The following is a 16,540-nucleotide window of genomic DNA, read 5'->3' on the forward strand; positions in this document are numbered from 1 at the left end:
TTGTGTACAAGATCATAAGAAGGGGATTGTATGAAAAAGGAAGATCTGATTTTGAGCCTTGATGGGAACCCAGACTACAAACAGATGGCTTTGGATTTCGCGGAGAAAAAAGAGGACCTGGAGTTTGTGGTGAAGTTTGTGAAAAAGGAGCAGTCCAGCCTGAAGTATAAAGCCTCAAAAATCATAAGGCTCATCAGCGAGGAACACCCTGAAGTGCTCAAGCCTCACATGGATGAGATCTTTTCCTGGATCCATCATCAGAACAGCTTCATCAAATGGGATGGGATTTTTGTCATGGCAAATCTTGCCGGATATGTAGAACAGGAAAATCAGCTTTCCTATGTTGAGGCTTATCTTTCTCTTCTAGAAGATCCACAAATGATTACCGCAGGCAATGCAGGTGGTAATGCCTGGAAAATAGTTCATGCACTGCCTCAGTTTGAAGGAATCATCACAGAGAAGCTTCTTTCAGTACCTGAGATCATCTATGTTCACAAGGGAGAGCCCTCTCCGGAATGCAATGCCATTGTATGTGGGAAGGTGCTCGAATGTTTTGAGCAGTATTATGACCAGTCAGCGCATCAGGAAGAAATACTGCAATTTGCAAAGAAGCAATTACATAGTGAGAGGAAAGCTGTGGCGAAAAAAGCGGTACTGTTTGTAAAGCGAGTGGAAGAAATGAAGAAGTAGAGAGAGAGTATTGGAGGGATATTTTTGAATGTTGATTCTAAAAAACTGCAGCTCCTGCGAACCCCCTTACCGGAACCCACAGAGGAAGTGCTGAAAGAAGCGCTTGGTAATACATATGGGATATACTGCCAATTTCTTGAAGGGCTGAACCTAGAGGACATCCGGCTAAACTGGAAGTTTTATAAAGATGGCCAAGCATGGCTTGGAAAAGGAATCTATGGCTGGACTGGTCCTAGAGGTGGAAGAAAAGAAACAACTGTATGTTGGCTGTCCATCTGGGACGGGTTTTTCAAAGTGACGGTATATGTGCCAGACCGGGAGAAAGAGAATATGATGAACCTTCCTATGAAAGAGAATCTTAGGAAAGAGATCGCTGAAACCCGAAAACTTGGCGAAAAGCTAAGGTTTTTCCCCGTTGTTTTTGAAGTCTATACCAAAGAAACACTGGAGGATCTAAGTAAAGTGCTTTCATTTAGGAAAGCCGTGAGATAAAGACCCAATGCTAAAACGAACTGAATGTGGAGGTATTATATGCAGATCGCACTAACGAAAAAGCTTGCAGATGCTTTAAAACAAAAGCCAGAAGCCTTTGATGAATCCATCAGTCCACTCTTCACCTGGACAGCAAACTGGACCACAATCTGGAGTGACAGAAAGACCGAGGAGCTTCTGATTCTCATAAATAACGCTACTAGATTCACAGTGGCAATTTATAAGGTGAAGAAAAAAGATCTGAAGAATTTCGAGCGCATAGCTGTGGAAGGTATCCGGAAAACCATGCTTGCGATGAATCTCAATCCGGAGATGGTAGAAGAATATTTGAGGCTCTCAGGGAGCTTTGTCTATGCAAAAAACAGCAACCGCCAGATCACCTCTTGGATGACCCAGACAGGAATTGATCTTTCCATCCCCATTGCGGATAGTTATGCCCATGTTCCGAATTTCTACAGTGATACCCTTGGTGCACTGGTGAACCACAATACTTTTAGAAAAGCAGGATCCAGCAAGGATGTTATCCATGTACCTTTCATGGACATGGTTACAGAACTTCAGAAACTTACGGGAATGAAAGCCTATGATACCAGAGCTTTTGAACTCCAGATCACACTGGACCTTGAAATCTATCAGGTGAAAAGAAGAGTCCTCGTGCCTTCAGACATCAGTTTTGAAAATCTCCATAGGGTCATACAAAGTGCATTTGGATGGCAGGACTACCATCTCTTTGAATTTGAGATGAAGGACGAGAAAACTGGAAAAGTTATCAAGAGAATTGTGCCAAGGGAAGAGGATCTTGAGTACCATGAAGAGGATGAAACGATGGAAGGCCGTATTCTTTCAGAGTTCATGCCAAAGATAAGAGAAATCAATTATGTCTATGATTTTGGCGACTATTGGGAACATCAGATCACTTTTCTGAAGGAACATGAACACTATGATGGCAGTCTTCCTTTTCTTCTGGAGTTAGAAGGAAAAACTCCACCAGAAGATGTGGGAGGTGTCGGAGGTTTTCAAGATTTCCTGGAAGCTAAAAAAGATCCATCTCATCCAAGATATGAAGATCTTCTCCATTGGAATCCCTACTGGAAGCCTGAACTGGCCGATTGGGAAAAACGCCCCAGACTTCTGCGCATCTATTGAAGCTTCGAAAATGTATGGACTGAAAAAGGAAAACTCCCCTGTTGGCAATGCCTGACAGGGGAGTTTCTATAGGGTTTATAATGAAATTATCTTGGCAAGAAAGCAAGCTTAAGGACAAAGACGATGAACAGGAAGTAAAGCAGAGGATGAATCTCTTTGGTCTTTCCGGTAGCAAGCTTTGTGATAGGGTAGAAAATCAGTCCTGCAGCAATACCATTGGAGATGCTGTAGGTGAATGCCATGATAGCCAGAGTAAAGAATGCGGGCAAGGATTCCTCAAAGTCATCAAAGTTGATGTTCTTGATGGTAGTCATCATAAGGACACCTACAACGATGAGGGCAGGAGCAGTTGCCTGGGCTGGAACCATCAGAGCAAAAGGCGCAAGGAAGATGGACAGAAGGAAAAGCACACCTGTAGTAACAGCGGTAAGACCTGTTTTTCCACCTTCTGCAACACCTGCTGCAGATTCCACATAAGTAGTAACGGTAGAGGTACCAAGAAGGGCACCAGCAGAAGTAGCAACGGCATCTGCGAGCATCGCTTTCTCCATATTTGGGAGCTTTCCGTCCTGATCCAGCATACCTGCTTTGGCGCCAGTACCGATGAGGGTACCAATGGTGTCAAACATATCTACAAGCATGAAGGAAAGAATCACTACAAATACACTGCTCAGCATGGCTACGAGGCCATTTTCCATATTGAAGAGCTGGGCAAATCCAGGAGTGAAGGCCTTCCCCAGTGTAGGCATGATGTTCAAGGAGAAACTGTTGAAGGTGGTATCCGTAACACCCATGGGGATGCCGATGAGTGTGGTGGCAATGATGCCAAGAAGCAAGCCGCCACGTACTTTTTTAGCCATGAGCACTGCTGTGATCACAAGTCCTATGACCGCAAGAAGAACGGTTGGTTCGGTGAAGTCACCGATGGTGACGAGGGTTGCTTCTGAGTTCACAACGATTCCTGAGTTCTGGAATCCGATGAATGCGATGAAAAGACCAATACCAGCGCCAATGGCGTGTTTTAGAGAGTTTGGAATGGCTTCCACAATGACTTTTCTGAATCCAGTGACGGTCAGTATGATAAAGAAAATTCCGGAAAGAAATACAGCAGCCAGTGCTGCTTCCCAGGTATATCCCAGAGCACCAACCACAGTATAGGCAAAGAATGCATTGAGACCCATACCAGGAGCTTGAGCAAAGGGGAGTTTGGCATATAGACCCATGATGAGGGTACCAATGGCAGCAGAGATACAGGTTGCCATAAATACAGCATTGAAATCCATACCTGCCACGGATAAATAGACGGGATTTACAACCAGAATGTATGCCATGGTGACAAAAGTAGTGAGTCCGGCGATAACTTCAGTTCTGACTGTGGTGTTGTGTTCCTTCAATTTGAAGAACTCATTCATGTTTTGTTGCCTCCTAAAAATCGTTATTTTAGAACATAAATTGAGATCTCTTTTCAGTGCCCAAACATTAGGATGGTAGAATAATTGCAAAAAAATAGAGCTCGGCGGTAGGTTGTCTTGTGAGTGAAACCAATCCGTCCGGCTTTCTCTTTGTTGGCGCGGCAGGGAAATAAGTCCATGTCATCTGAATGTATTTTCTAAAGGATAGAAAGTCCAGTTCAAAAAGACATGTTCACTCATAGTAGAATGATTTAAGGTCATTCTGTAGAGACTGTCGAACCACATTATCGGACACTATATGAGTTTTCTCTATATTCAATTCTTAGGTACATAATACCAAATGATCGGTATATGGTCAAACGTTTTTTAACAAAAAGAGAATAATATTCGTCTTTTTTTGGTGTGTGGTTGTTCTGGTGCGTCTGTTCAGAGTGTCTCATCCAAGGATATCTGCCATTCTTCCGATCCTATTATCTATCTAGAAAGCTTAAAGAGAACTCAACATTCGCCTTTTGGTCATTTAGCCTGAATATGAAGATAATGAATACACAGTGAAATATTTGTATAAGAATCATGGATTTACGCTCAAAGTCCAAGGGATATTGTATAATGATTTCACTGCAGGATTGAACGGATTGCTTTTAGGATATCTTGTGGAACCTAACGCTATCGCAATGCTTTCAAGCATTTGAAGGAGGTTAATATGAAGAAGATTGTAGTACTTTTACTCATGCTGTTCAGCGTATCTTTTGTCATTGCAGGATGCTCCAGCTCACCAAGTGAAGAACCTCAAACTCCGGAAGAGACACCAGCAGAAGGAGAAGAGGAAGAACTGATGCTTACACTGGAGGAACTCAGTGCCTTTGACGGCAAAAATGGAAACAAAGCCTATGTTGCTGTGGATGGCATCATCTATGATGTTACAGATTCCTCTGCATGGAAGGATGGAAACCATAATGGAAATCAGGCAGGTCAGGATCTGACCAAGGAAATCATGGAAGATTCTCCTCACGGTATCAGTGCACTGGAGAATGTCCCTGCCATTGGTAAACTTGTAGAAAACTGATGATACACCTTAGAAGTCTTGGATGCTCCCGTGAAGGGCGCCAAGGCTTTCTTTTTTCTGCTTCTTGATTCTTCAACATACTGGAACTAGAATGAAAGCAAGAAATTCTATGATTCAATTGAAAACAAATGCATGACGAAATGGAAAATAGAATTTAACATAGGACCACGAGAAAGGAAGGTGCCAAGTGGATGTCAGTTTCTGAAAAGTACCGTAAAGATCTGGAGGAAATATGTGCGCATAGATATGATCTTGGAGGGGATCTTTGGACAAGCGAAGATAAAAGAATTCTGAAAGGATCCCCTTTTTCACTGATTGAATCTGTGCAGTATCTGCTGGAAATCGGCATGAAGCCAGAGGAGCCTCTATTGATGGAAGCTGCTGATCTCCTTTTTTCCCTTTGGAGAGAAGATGGCCGGTTTCAAGTGTATCCCAAAGGCGCCCTCTATCCTTGCCAGACCATTCATGTACTGAATACTTTGGGTCGTCTAGGATATGCAAAGGACAGAAGACTGCAGAGAACCTTTCAGCATCTGCTAGAGATACAGCACGAGGATGGAGGATGGCGATGCCAAAAATTCAGCTATGGCCATGGACCAGAGACGGAATTCTCCAATCCTTTTCCCACACTGATTGCACTAGATGCCTTCAGATACACGACATGGATCAATCAAAAAGAGGAACTGAATGAGGCAATAGAGTTTCTTCTACGTCACTGGACCACGAAGCTGCCCTTGGGTCCCTGCCATTATGGCATTGGCACTCTTTTTAGTCAGGTGGAGTATCCTTTTCGGACTTATAATCTCTTCTATTATGTCTATGTTCTCTCTTATTATGATTGTGCAAAAGGAGATCCCAGGTTTCTGGATGCACTATCGCAGCTGAGATCCAAAACAGAAGATGGACAAATTGTTGTAGAAAGATCAGTTCCCAAGCTCTCAAAGCTTTCCTTCTGCAAGAAAGGCGAGAAAAGTGCACTTGCCACAATGAAATACAATGAAATCCTTAAGAATCTAAAACACCAATAAGAAAGAAGTTCAAATTGAGTGATACAAAAGGACATCCGCTGCACCGTAACACAGCTGTATGTCCTTTTTTCTATTTTATGACGCTGACATGATTGAGTTTACGGTACTCTGTGGGAGTATGCTCATAATAGCGTTTGAATGTTTTGGAAAAGTAGTTCACATCCGAAATGCCGCAGTATTGAGCGATGGTCTGGACCTGAAGATTTGTGGTGGTGAGAAGCTGTGCGCCATGTTTCATGCGACGCTCGTTCACATAGTCTGTCAGTGTTTTTCCAATCTCTTTTTTGAACAGTGTAGAGAGATAGCCAGGAGACATGGCGTGGAGCTTTGCCAAAGAATGCAAAGAAAGATCTCCAGTGAGGTCTGCATCCACAGAGACTAAGATCTTTTGAATCGTTCGAGAGTACTTATCATAGGAATGCTTCTTCACGAGTCTGCAGTACGCAGTGATAAAATCCGTCATGAGCGGGATGACGGAAGATAAATCCGTCATGAGTTCGATTTTCTTAGCAAATTCTGAGGACACTTTATCCAGGTATAGAGGATGCACTGCGCCATTCTCCGCAGCTTTTCTCAGTAAAGTATTGATGATGATGCAGTAGTTTTTGGCGTTTCTTAATGGATCAGAGACTCTCTTTTTGAGTGCCAGTTCACTGAAGGATGTCAGCATTTGAAGGGCCTTATGCGTTTGTCCTAAAGAAACAGCACGTAGGAGCTGATTCTCTACTTGGTAGCGCTGCTCCAAGTACTCCATAGAAATCAGCGTATCCTGAACCGTAGGACTATTTTCTTCAACATCAGCGGGATTTGTAAACACGGTATCTTCTTGTACAACAATTAATGCAAAAGAATCACTGCCACGCCAGAGCGTTTCTGCCATGGCATTTAGTGAGAACATAAAGACCCGGTCATCTTGAAAAACGGGAATCATGCCATAGTAGTCCTCCATTTGGCTGTATAAGTGTGGAGGAATGCGGAGTCTTTCCAGTTCCTGAAGAAGATGGTTATGTGTGATCTGTGTTTTAAGATACGGACCTATGAAAAGAAATGTATTTTTCTTATCAGGCAAAATGAAGTAAATATAATTGCAGAGATACTGGTCCGTGAGCTTATAGATGGTGTTGGGCTGGGATTTCATCGGAAGCTCTTTAAAGGTATAAAAGTACTCCTCAGGACGATTTAAGAAATGTCTGATGCCTAGATCCAGTGACTCATCATGGAATGAAATGTCACTCAGAAAATAATACTTCACATTGAGTTTCTTCAGTATATTCAGGTAGAAAGTAAGTTCACGATCATACTCCATAGCAAGCCACATCTCCTTTATAAAGCACAAGTTTATGATTACTAGTATGATGGGGATTTTTACGAAAAACAAGGAACATCTGAAAATAATACGAAAACATCTGAAAAAAATACTCACGATTAAACGTTATCATTGGTAGTATAAATGTGAAAAGCAGAAGGAAGAGTTTTCTGCCAAAAGAAAGGGGATTACCAATGGAAAAGAAAGTAGTATTGGATAAAAAAGGTCACCGGAAATTCGGGATACGGGACAGCCTGGCTTATGCAGCAGGAGATTTTGGCTGCAATATGAGCTTTGCGCTGAAGGGAACCATGGCCATATTCTGGACACAGTTCATGCAGATGGATTCGATTCTTTATGCAACGCTTCTCATTGTGGTGCAGATCTGGGATGCCATAAACGATCCGCTCATCGGCTCCATCATCGATGCAGACCAGAGACAGTACAAGAGAAACAAGTTCTTATCTTATATTTTTACAGGCTCTGTAGGACTTATCGTAGGTGGAGCACTTTGCTTTATCCCGCTTCCTGGCGCACCAAAAGCAGCGAAGGTTATTATATTCATCTTCGGTTATGTGATCTGGGATGCCTTCTACACCATTGCCAATGTTCCTTATGGATCCCTTCTGTCGCTCATTTCCAGTGAGCCGGCAGACCGGGCATCTCTATCCGCTTGGCGGTCTGTAGGTTCCATTTTTGGGAATTTGGTTCCAATTGCGATTCTTCCGTTTCTCATTTATGACTCCAGTAACAACATCGTGGGAGAAAGAGTGTTCTTTGCAGCTCTTCTCATGGGAGCCATCGGCTTTATTTCTTTCCAGTTCATGATCCGCAATACGGAAATCCGTGTGGAACAGCCTATTACCCTGAACGAAAAGAAAGAAAAGTTCAATGCCGTGAAAGCCATGGGCAATTTCATGAAAAACAGGCCTGCAGTGGGGGCAACTGTAGCTGCCATGGGACTGTTCCTTGGAATGCAGGGAGCTGCCACTGCGGTGCAGGTGCTGTTCCAGTCCTATTTTCAGAACGCCAGGATCTCCGGAGTGGTTTCGCTGTTCTCCCTCCTTCCCATCATGATTTTTACACCACTTGCCCGTAAGCTTGTGGTGAAGTATGGAAAGAAGGAAATCTCTGTGGTAGGAACCATCTGCAGCCTCGTAGCCAGTATCGGGATGCTGGTTCTGCCCATCACACCAGATGCTACTGGACTTATGATTTATGTTGTCTGTCAGCTGGTGAACAGTTTGGGTATGGGCATCTATTCCACTGTTTCCTGGGCGCTCATGGGGGATGCCATCGACTATAATGAATGGAAGAATGGTGTCCGGGAAGAAGGGGTTACCTATTCACTTCATTCCTTCTTCCGAAAGCTGGCGCAAGGGGTTGGACCGGCTCTTGCCCTGGTTCTCATGGTTAGCTTTGGTTATGTGGAAGCGAACAAAGGAAATCAGACCATGGAGGTTGCGCTGAATATGAGATACCTCGTGGCAGCCTTATATACCGTCAGTGCTGTCTTATCCTTTACAGGGCTTGGGCTCATCTACAATCTGGATAAGAAGAGACTGGAAGAGATGAACAGCGATCTTGAAAAAAGACGTGCATAAGAGAATAAAATGCAACAGAAGGAGGAAAGGCGATGAAAGTGCCTTTCCATGCGAACACAAAGGAGGACGTAATGAGAACATACTATAATTTCAATGAAAAATGGGCATTTACGAAGCAGGCGGACAGGATTCCAGAGGTGATTCCAATGGATTGGAACTGGGTGAACCTCCCCCACAGCTGGAATGCTTTAGATGGCCAAGATGGCGGGAATGATTATTACCGCGGAACAGGTTACTACGCAAAGACCTTGGATAAAATGGATCTTCCTGAAGCAGACAGGTACTATCTGGAAGTGCAGGGGGCAAACTCCTCTGCAGATGTCTACCTCAACGGAAAGCATCTGACGCACCATGATGGCGGTTATTCCACCTTCAGAGTGGAGATTACAGAGAGTCTTCAGCGGGAGAACCTGTTTGCGGTTACCGTGAATAATGAAGCCAATGACCGGGTTTACCCACAAGCTGCAGATTTCACCTTTTACGGTGGACTCTATCGGGACGTGAGAATCATCTGTGTCAAAGACTCCCATTTTGGTCTTGATTTTTATGGGGCTTCAGGACTTAAAGTCACCCCCACAGTAAAAGGACAGAACGCAGAAGTGACTGTAGAGACTTGGATCAGCAGTTTTAAGGAAAATCAGATTCTGAAATATACCATTTCCGATCAGGAAGGTAAAGAGGTGGTTTCTTCATTTTCTAGAGAGACCCAGGTAACACTTACCATTCCAGAAGTGCATCTTTGGCATGGAAGAAAAGATCCCTATCTTTACACCATGAAGGCAGAGCTTCTACAGGGAGAAGAGACCGTAGACGCCGTTTCATCAAGATTTGGCTGCAGAACCTTTAAGATTGATGCGGAGAAAGGCTTTATTCTGAATGGAGAAGAGTACCTCTTAAGAGGCGTCTCCAGACACCAGGACAGATGGGGCATTGGAAATGCGCTTCTACCGGAGCATCATGAAGAAGACATGGATCTCATCTGTGAAGTGGGCGCTACGACCATAAGACTTGCCCATTATCAGCATGACCAGTACTTCTATGATCTTTGTGATGAAAGAGGTATGGTGGTCTGGGCTGAAATTCCTTATATTTCCCAGCATATGCCAAAGGGGCGTGAGAACACAGTTTCTCAGATGAAGGAGCTCATTGCACAGTGCTATAACCATCCTTCCATCGTGGTCTGGGGTCTTTCCAATGAAATCACCATGAAAGGGGATTCGGATCCGGATCTTCTGGAGAACCATCATATCCTGAACGACCTTTGTCATGAGATGGACAAGACAAGACCTACAGTCATTGCAGCTGTCTCCCCTTGTCCCATGGACAGTCCATATATCAACATTCCGGATGTGGTGTCCTATAATCACTACTTTGGATGGTATGGCGGCGATACGTCTATGAACGGACCTTGGTTTGACAAGTTCCACGAAATGCATCCCCATATCCCCATCGGATGCTCTGAGTATGGCTGTGAAGGCCTCGACTGGCATACTTCGGATCCTGTGCAGGGAGATTATACCGAAGAGTATCAGGCTCTTTATCATGAAGAACTCATCAAGCAGTTTGATGAAAGAAAGTATCTATGGGCCACTCACGTATGGAATATGTTTGACTTTGGCGCAGATGCAAGAAGTGAAGGTGGAGAAAACGGTCAGAACCATAAAGGGCTTGTGACTTTTGACAGAAAGTACAAGAAGGATGCCTTCTATGCCTACAAGGCATGGCTTTCCGATGAGCCTTTTGTCCATATCTGCGGCAAAAGATATGTGAACCGGGTGGAAGATGTGACCAAGGTGACGGTGTACTCCAATGCGCCTTCCGTGGAGCTCTTTGTGAATGGTGTATCTCTTGGAAGCAAGGAAGGGAAATACTTCTTCTACTTTGAGGTGCCGAATGTGGGTGAAACGGAGCTCGTGGCCATTGCAGGAAATCTTCGGGATGAAAGCTTCTTGAGAAAAGTGGATACCTTTGATGAATCCTACCGATTGAAAGAAAAGAATGCCATCCTCAACTGGTTTGATGTGACAATCCTAGAAGGATACTTCTCCCTCAATGACAAAATCAGTGATATTCTGAAGACACCCCAAGGTGGCGCACTTTTCATGGGGCTGTTCTCAAAACTTCTGCCTAAAGAAGGAGACAAAGTAGCTGGGGGATTTGAGATGAATGAATCCATGATGAGCATGCTGGGCGGATTTACAGTGCTTCGCCTCAGCGGCATGATCGGCATGATGGGGGTCAATCTGACAAAAGAAGATCTGCTGGACCTAAACGCAAAACTGAATACAATAAAGAAGCCGGATCATCTGTAGGAATATTTAATGACCGATCTATGTGATCACCATCCACGAGGTTTGTCCCCTCTAAGATAGAATGGAGACCCTATCAAAAGAAGAACTCTTCTTTTGACAGGGTCTCTTTTTTGAGCATTCATCTCCTAAAAGCAGAAGAGTTCAGATGAGCAGTATAGATCCTCAAGAAGCAGGCCGAATAAGGTAGTCGTCAGAAAAATCAAGAATGATTCTTTATGTTCATTTATTTTTCTGAAATCCGTATTATGATATAAGTACAGAATCATAGGGTTTGGAGGGGTTTATATGAAAGTAAAAATCATGCCAAAAACTCTTCAAGGCAGACGGGCTTTGTTTTTTTTCTTTCTCTTTGTCACATCGGGAGCAGCAAGTACTTTGGTCTCCAGCATCACAGACAATAAGATCGAGTATCCGAATCCACTGAACAGCCCCCTGCTTGGCACACTGATCTACCTGACGTTTGTCCTTGCTTTTATCACTTTTTTTTACACGGCAAAAGCGCTGTTGAAATACAAAGACCAAACGGTGCTGCTGTATCTCCTTGCTGTTATCAGCGGCTGGTTCTCTTTTACGGGTCTGATTTTCTTTGGATCCCTGATTCTCATGATTTTGGGTTTTACTTTGTAAAGAAGAAATCTGTACTGTGGGAAAGATAAGTGAAAATGAAAGAATTTCCAAAGCAAGGGGGAGTCAAAATGCTGTTTGGTGTTTTTCTTGTTTTGTTCTCCGCTTATGGTATCTACCATGGCATCAGAGCCAGAAGACCAGCAGTACTTATTTTTTCAGCGCTGGGACTGCTGGGAACTATTTTGGTGTGGGCTTATTTCTACCAGAATCCATACTAGAGAATATTGATTATTTGAAAAGAAAGGCAGGTTATTTATGGCTGATTACACGAATACGAAAAAGAACGTTCTTGATGAAGGTCCGTTCTATCATGGGACAAAAGCGGAGCTAAAGGATGGGGATCTCCTGTTTCCAGGATTTACCAGCAATTACGGTTCAGGAAAAACTGCAAAGTTCATCTATTTTACCGCAACCATGGATGCGGCCATATGGGGTGCTGAACTGGCGCAGGGAGAGTCAAAAGGCAGGATTTATCTTGTGGAACCTGCTGGAGACTTTGAGAATGATCCGAATCTGACAGACAAAAGGTTTCCAGGCAATCCGACGAGATCCTACCGAACCGAAGGAGCGCTTCGCGTACTTGGGGAAGTGAAGGGGTTTCAGGGACATTCAGAAGAAGATCTTGAGAGAATGAGGAGTCATCTGAGGGAGCTGAAGAATCAGGGTATTGAGGCCATCAATGAGTAACATCAAGGAAGGGATTCCATATCATGAGGAAGAGTTGGAAGATGCAAGGAAGCATCTCCATGCGCTTACAGAAAACTGCAGGAAAATGCTGCCAAAGTTTCCAGAGAAGAGTCCGCAGCATACACTGCTCCTGAATCGGATCCGGGCACTTGAAGTCTCTTATGAATTTCTTTCAGATCCGGCTAGAAACTGTTCTGAACCGAAGGAAAGTATGGAGAGCATTCTGGAGCCCTTAGCTTCCATCATCAGAAAATCTCAGAAAGCTCTGGAGAAATCGAAGCCTCATTCACCCCAGGTAAAAAGACTGGAAAGACTCATCAAAACCATCACCATCAGTATGGAGCAGCTGAACTTAAGAGAGAATAGAATGATCAAATAGAAGATTCTGAGCTGACAGAAGGAAGAAAAACTTTTGCTGGCTCAGGATTTTTTTGTAAAATTCTTCTTCCATATTTTTATTACTTGATGTACGTCAAGTGAGAAAGAGAGAATTCGATTTATACTAAGCTCATCAGATACGAATGAAATAAAAAATAAAGGAGCAGTGAGATCATCATGATGCTAAAGAAGAAGTTTGTAGAAGTATCAGAAAAAAATGTGCCAGTACTGAAACAGTATGTTCCTATAGTGAATAGAGTTCATGGAGGACACCATCCTGAAATGAACGAAGTGAAGGAGCTGTTTGAGGGAATGCTTTCCAAAATGAATCAAGCAGGTGAAAGCACCAAGGACCTTGAAGAGTATTTTTGGAAGCTTAGAGGGGTCACGGATCATTACAAAGTACCTGAGGATGTTTGTGAAAGTTATGAGGCTGTCTATCGGCTCTTAGAAGAAATGGATGAGGCTTATGGCAGTGAACGGTAATAGAACCATGAAAGGTGGGAAATAGGATGCAAAGAATCATATTAAAAAGTAAGAACCGTATTTTAGTCATGAGTGGGATCCTTATTGCTTTGGGCTTTGCGGGGGAGTTTCTACTCCAGAACGAAATGCTTGCCATAGCTGGCCTTGGCATCGCATCGATTCTTGGTGTCCTGCCCATTGCCATTCAGGCCTATCAGGCGCTGAAGGTGAAGGTTGTGAGCATTGATGTGCTGGTGACCATCGCGGTTCTTGGCGCCTTTGCCATAAAGAATCTGGAAGAGTCAGCCATCGTTACCTTCCTGTTTCTCTTTGGAGCCTATCTTGAGCAGCGTACGCTCAATAAGACCAGGTCTGCCATCAAAGAACTGACTGAGATGGCACCGGAAAGTGCTTTAAAGAGACAGCCGGATGGTTCCTTTCTTGAAGTGGACGTGGATGAAGTGGATGTGGAGGATGTCCTTCTGGTGAAGACCGGTGCCAAAGTTCCGGTGGATGGCAGAGTGCTTTCTGGAGAAGGATATGTAAGCGAGGCGAGCATCACCGGAGAGTCCCTTCCTGTGGAGAAGAAGCAGGGATCAAAGGTCTTTGCGGGAACCATCCTGGAAAATGGAACCCTTCAGATTGTGGCGGATAGAGTGGGAGAAGATACGACCTTTGGCAGAATCATAGAGCTGGTGGAAGAGGCTCAGGATGCGAAATCTGAAGCGGAGCGCTTTATTGACAGATTCTCCAAGTATTACACTCCGCTGGTACTTCTCTTATCCGCTTTTGTGTTTGCTCTGACCCGGAATGTGGAGCTTTCCATCACCATTCTGGTATTGGGATGTCCAGGTGCTCTGGTCATCGGTGTACCTGTCTCCAACGTCGCAGGCATCGGCAATGGAGCAAAGAACGGTATTTTACTCAAGGGCAGTGAAGTGATCCAGGATTTCAGCAAGGTGGATGTGATGGTTTTTGACAAGACCGGCACATTGACCGTGGGACATCCGAAGGTATCAGACCATGCTTATTTTGGCGAGGATGAGAAAGAAACCCTGGAGTATTTATCCAGCGTGGAAAGAGAGTCTGACCACCCCCTGGCAAAGGCCGTGGTGGAACATATTGGCATCACGGATCCTTATAAGGTGAGTGAAACAGAGGTGATGAAGGGTGGAGGAATCTTAGCCAAAGTGGAAGGAAGACAGGTTCTTGTGGGAAATCTGTACCTCATGGAAGAAAACCAGGTTACATTTCCTGAAAAATCCCTTGAAATCATCCATCAGTATGAAAGACGAGGAGATTCACTGGTTCTGACCTCAGTGGATGGAGTGCTGGAATCAGCGCTTGGTGTCCGGGATCAGGTGAGACCTGGAGTGAAAGAGGATCTTAAAAAACTCAAGAAGCTTGGGCTGAAAGAGCTGGTTCTTCTTTCGGGAGACCATCAGGGCACCGTGGATGTGGTGGCAGAAGAACTGGGGCTTACCAAAGCCTTTGGACATATGCTGCCAGAAGACAAATCCGCCTATATTAAGAAGCTTCAAGAGGAAGGTCACGTAGTGGCCTTTGTCGGGGATGGGGTCAATGACAGTCCATCTCTAGCCCTGGCTGAGATTGGTATCGCCATGGGCAGCGGAACAGATGTGGCCATTGAAACTTCTGATGTGGTACTGATGAATGGAGACTTCGGAAAGCTTCCCCATGCCCTGGGGCTCACCAAAGCCACAGCTAGAAATATGAAGCAGAATATTGCCATTGCAGTAGGTGTGGTACTGGTTCTACTATTCAGCTTATTCTTCAGTGAATGGATGAATATGTCCATCGGTATGCTGGTCCACGAAGCAAGTATCCTGGTGGTGATTCTAAATGGCATGAGACTTCTGAAGTTTTCCCTATTCTCTCCCAAAGCTGAATCAGAAAGAAAAATAATGCCGAAAGAATCCTATGGAACTTGATTTGCATCAAGTACGAACCCATGTAAAAGAGATAGGATAAAGACAAAGAAAAAAGAGGAGTGAACCCCATGAAAAAAGGAACCATGCAGCTGGAAACCCTGACCTGTCCTTCCTGTATTCAGAAGATTGAAGGTGCCGTGAAGAAAATGGATGGCATCCAGGAAGACACCTTAAAAATATCCTTCAACTCCAGTAAAGTGAAATTTGATTTTGATGAAGAGAAGGTCAGTCTTCATGATGTGGAAAAAGCCATTGTGAAACTTGGGTATGACGTTTTGAAATCCCAGGAAAAAGAAGCCTAACCTCATATCCAGGAAAGTGAAAGCATCTGATACAGGTGCTTTTCTTTTTGGTTATCTTCAGTCTGGAAAAGGTCCATGTTACACTAAAAAGGAAGAAACCGACAATCTCAGGCTCCAAAAGTCGAGCTTCAGATGATGATTACGAGTAAACTGGCAGTAGAGGTGACAAATGGATTGGATTGGCAGAATGAATGAAGTGACTCAGTATGTGGAAGAGAATCTAGAAAACAACATTACAGCTGATACAGCAGCAAGGCTGGCTGGATGCAGTGAAGATCAGTTTCTGAGGGTATTCTCTTACTTGGCAGAGCAGTATTTTCGTGACTATGTGAGAAACAGAAGACTGACTCAGGCGGCATTTGATCTTTTGAAGGGAGAAGTAAGAATTCTTGATCTTACGCTAAAATATGGGTATGAGTCTCAAGATGCCTTCAGCAGAGATTTTCGGACATACCACGGAATCCTCCCCTCTAAAGTTCGGAAAGGTGGAGCTTCTCTTCAGTCTTGCCCGAGACTTACGTTTACCTTACAAATGGAAGGGGGAAAAACCATGAACTATCAAGTGGAAGAAAGACCAGCCTTTACTGTGCTGGGATCAGTGCATCCAATGAGAACAGAGGAAGCTTTTATGAAAGTGCCTGACATCTGGGCTTGTGCCTGGAAGGATGGAACCATGGAAAAGCTGAATGAGTGGTACAGTGGACTGAAGCCGGAAGGGTATCTTGGCATTGCAGCCGGTGGGAAATGGGGTGAAAGCGACAGTATGGAATATATCCTGGGTGTGACCGTGGATGAGGAGAATATGAAAAGTAGAAGTGAAGCTCCAGAAGGATTAGAAAAGAGGTTTTATCCGTCATCCACCTGGGTGATTCTTAAAGCAGATGGAGAGCTTCCTCAGGCGATTCAGGAAAAGTACAGGGAGTTCTATAAAGAATGGCTGCCTCAGTCCGGCTTTCGTCTGGCAGATCTTCCTGTCATAGAATGCTATCTGGCAGAGAAAAAACAAGAAATCTGGATTGCAGTGGAAAAGTGAGATGAAATCAATACAATCCATATAACTCAAATAACGCTAG

At 44.1% G+C, this 16,540-nt stretch carries 17 protein-coding genes and 1 riboswitch; of the genes, 15 read left to right on the forward strand and 2 right to left on the reverse strand.

All coding sequences use genetic code 11. The features are described from left to right. Window positions 1-30 precede the first annotated feature (30 nt). From BM243_RS13325 to BM243_RS13335, 3 genes are read left to right on the forward strand one after another with little or no spacing between them, the layout of a single operon-like run. Window positions 31-690, forward strand: coding sequence for a hypothetical protein (locus tag BM243_RS13325; protein WP_074912841.1), 660 nt, complete (start codon window positions 31-33; stop codon window positions 688-690). 24 nt (window positions 691-714) lie between these two features. Then, a complete protein-coding gene (locus BM243_RS13330; RefSeq protein WP_074912843.1) occupies window positions 715-1,182 on the forward strand; it encodes a DUF3788 family protein in 468 nt (155 codons plus the stop codon). A 39-nt stretch (window positions 1,183-1,221) separates the two neighbouring features. Continuing rightward, a complete protein-coding gene (locus BM243_RS13335) occupies window positions 1,222-2,328 on the forward strand; it encodes a plasmid pRiA4b ORF-3 family protein (RefSeq protein ID WP_074912845.1) in 1,107 nt (368 codons plus the stop codon). A gap of 86 nt (window positions 2,329-2,414) precedes the next feature. On the opposite strand, the gene BM243_RS13340 is transcribed toward BM243_RS13335, so the two are convergent. Beyond that, the gene (locus tag BM243_RS13340) at window positions 2,415-3,740 is read right to left on the reverse strand and encodes an NCS2 family permease (RefSeq protein WP_074912847.1); all 1,326 of its coding nucleotides are present in this window, start codon (window positions 3,738-3,740) and stop codon (window positions 2,415-2,417) included. A gap of 219 nt (window positions 3,741-3,959) precedes the next feature. Then, a riboswitch (purine riboswitch) is annotated at window positions 3,960-4,062 on the reverse strand. Between the two features lie 381 nt (window positions 4,063-4,443). Between BM243_RS13340 and BM243_RS15430 the strand changes: the two genes are divergently transcribed. Beyond that, window positions 4,444-4,806, forward strand: a complete 363-nt coding sequence (locus tag BM243_RS15430) for a cytochrome b5 domain-containing protein (RefSeq protein WP_074912849.1) — start codon at window positions 4,444-4,446, stop codon at window positions 4,804-4,806. Window positions 4,807-4,997: 191 nt separating this feature from the next. Beyond that, window positions 4,998-5,834, forward strand: a complete 837-nt coding sequence (locus BM243_RS13350; RefSeq protein WP_074912851.1) for a prenyltransferase/squalene oxidase repeat-containing protein — start codon at window positions 4,998-5,000, stop codon at window positions 5,832-5,834. A gap of 70 nt (window positions 5,835-5,904) precedes the next feature. Here BM243_RS13350 and BM243_RS13355 read toward each other — a convergent pair whose 3' ends face one another. After that, a complete protein-coding gene (locus BM243_RS13355) occupies window positions 5,905-7,140 on the reverse strand; it encodes a helix-turn-helix domain-containing protein (protein WP_074912853.1) in 1,236 nt (411 codons plus the stop codon). 194 nt (window positions 7,141-7,334) lie between these two features. On the opposite strand from BM243_RS13355, the gene BM243_RS13360 reads away from it, so the two are divergent. The 10 genes from BM243_RS13360 (at window position 7,335) to BM243_RS13400 (ending at window position 16,500) form a co-directional block, all read left to right on the forward strand. Further along, window positions 7,335-8,744, forward strand: coding sequence for an MFS transporter (locus tag BM243_RS13360; protein WP_074912855.1), 1,410 nt, complete (start codon window positions 7,335-7,337; stop codon window positions 8,742-8,744). Window positions 8,745-8,815: 71 nt separating this feature from the next. Continuing rightward, the gene (locus BM243_RS13365) at window positions 8,816-11,056 is read left to right on the forward strand and encodes a glycoside hydrolase family 2 protein (RefSeq protein ID WP_074912890.1); all 2,241 of its coding nucleotides are present in this window, start codon (window positions 8,816-8,818) and stop codon (window positions 11,054-11,056) included. A gap of 285 nt (window positions 11,057-11,341) precedes the next feature. Further along, window positions 11,342-11,683, forward strand: a complete 342-nt coding sequence (locus tag BM243_RS13370) for a hypothetical protein (protein WP_074912858.1) — start codon at window positions 11,342-11,344, stop codon at window positions 11,681-11,683. Between the two features lie 68 nt (window positions 11,684-11,751). Beyond that, window positions 11,752-11,901: a hypothetical protein gene (locus tag BM243_RS15310; protein ID WP_177213531.1), complete on the forward strand. Its 150-nt coding sequence runs from the start codon at window positions 11,752-11,754 to the stop codon at window positions 11,899-11,901. 37 nt (window positions 11,902-11,938) lie between these two features. Then, on the forward strand, window positions 11,939-12,370 hold the full coding sequence (arr, locus tag BM243_RS13375) for an NAD(+)--rifampin ADP-ribosyltransferase (RefSeq protein ID WP_074912860.1): 432 nt from the start codon (window positions 11,939-11,941) through the stop codon (window positions 12,368-12,370). Then, the gene (locus BM243_RS13380) at window positions 12,363-12,749 is read left to right on the forward strand and encodes a hypothetical protein (RefSeq protein WP_074912862.1); all 387 of its coding nucleotides are present in this window, start codon (window positions 12,363-12,365) and stop codon (window positions 12,747-12,749) included. Before arr ends, BM243_RS13380 begins: the two co-directional genes overlap by 8 nt. A gap of 176 nt (window positions 12,750-12,925) precedes the next feature. Then, window positions 12,926-13,234 carry an iron-sulfur cluster repair di-iron protein, ric gene (locus BM243_RS13385; protein ID WP_074912864.1) on the forward strand — a complete coding sequence of 103 codons (309 nt, stop codon included), beginning with the start codon at window positions 12,926-12,928 and terminating at the stop codon, window positions 13,232-13,234. Window positions 13,235-13,260: 26 nt separating this feature from the next. Next, window positions 13,261-15,165 carry a heavy metal translocating P-type ATPase gene (locus BM243_RS13390; RefSeq protein ID WP_074912866.1) on the forward strand — a complete coding sequence of 635 codons (1,905 nt, stop codon included), beginning with the start codon at window positions 13,261-13,263 and terminating at the stop codon, window positions 15,163-15,165. A 68-nt stretch (window positions 15,166-15,233) separates the two neighbouring features. Then, window positions 15,234-15,467: a heavy-metal-associated domain-containing protein gene (locus BM243_RS13395; protein WP_074912868.1), complete on the forward strand. Its 234-nt coding sequence runs from the start codon at window positions 15,234-15,236 to the stop codon at window positions 15,465-15,467. A gap of 169 nt (window positions 15,468-15,636) precedes the next feature. Further along, window positions 15,637-16,500, forward strand: a complete 864-nt coding sequence (locus BM243_RS13400) for an AraC family transcriptional regulator (protein WP_074912870.1) — start codon at window positions 15,637-15,639, stop codon at window positions 16,498-16,500. The last annotated feature ends 40 nt before the right edge of the window (window positions 16,501-16,540 follow it).

This window comes from Proteiniclasticum ruminis, assembly GCF_900115135.1.
GTDB classification, from domain to species: Bacteria; Bacillota; Clostridia; order Clostridiales; family Clostridiaceae; genus Proteiniclasticum; species Proteiniclasticum ruminis_A.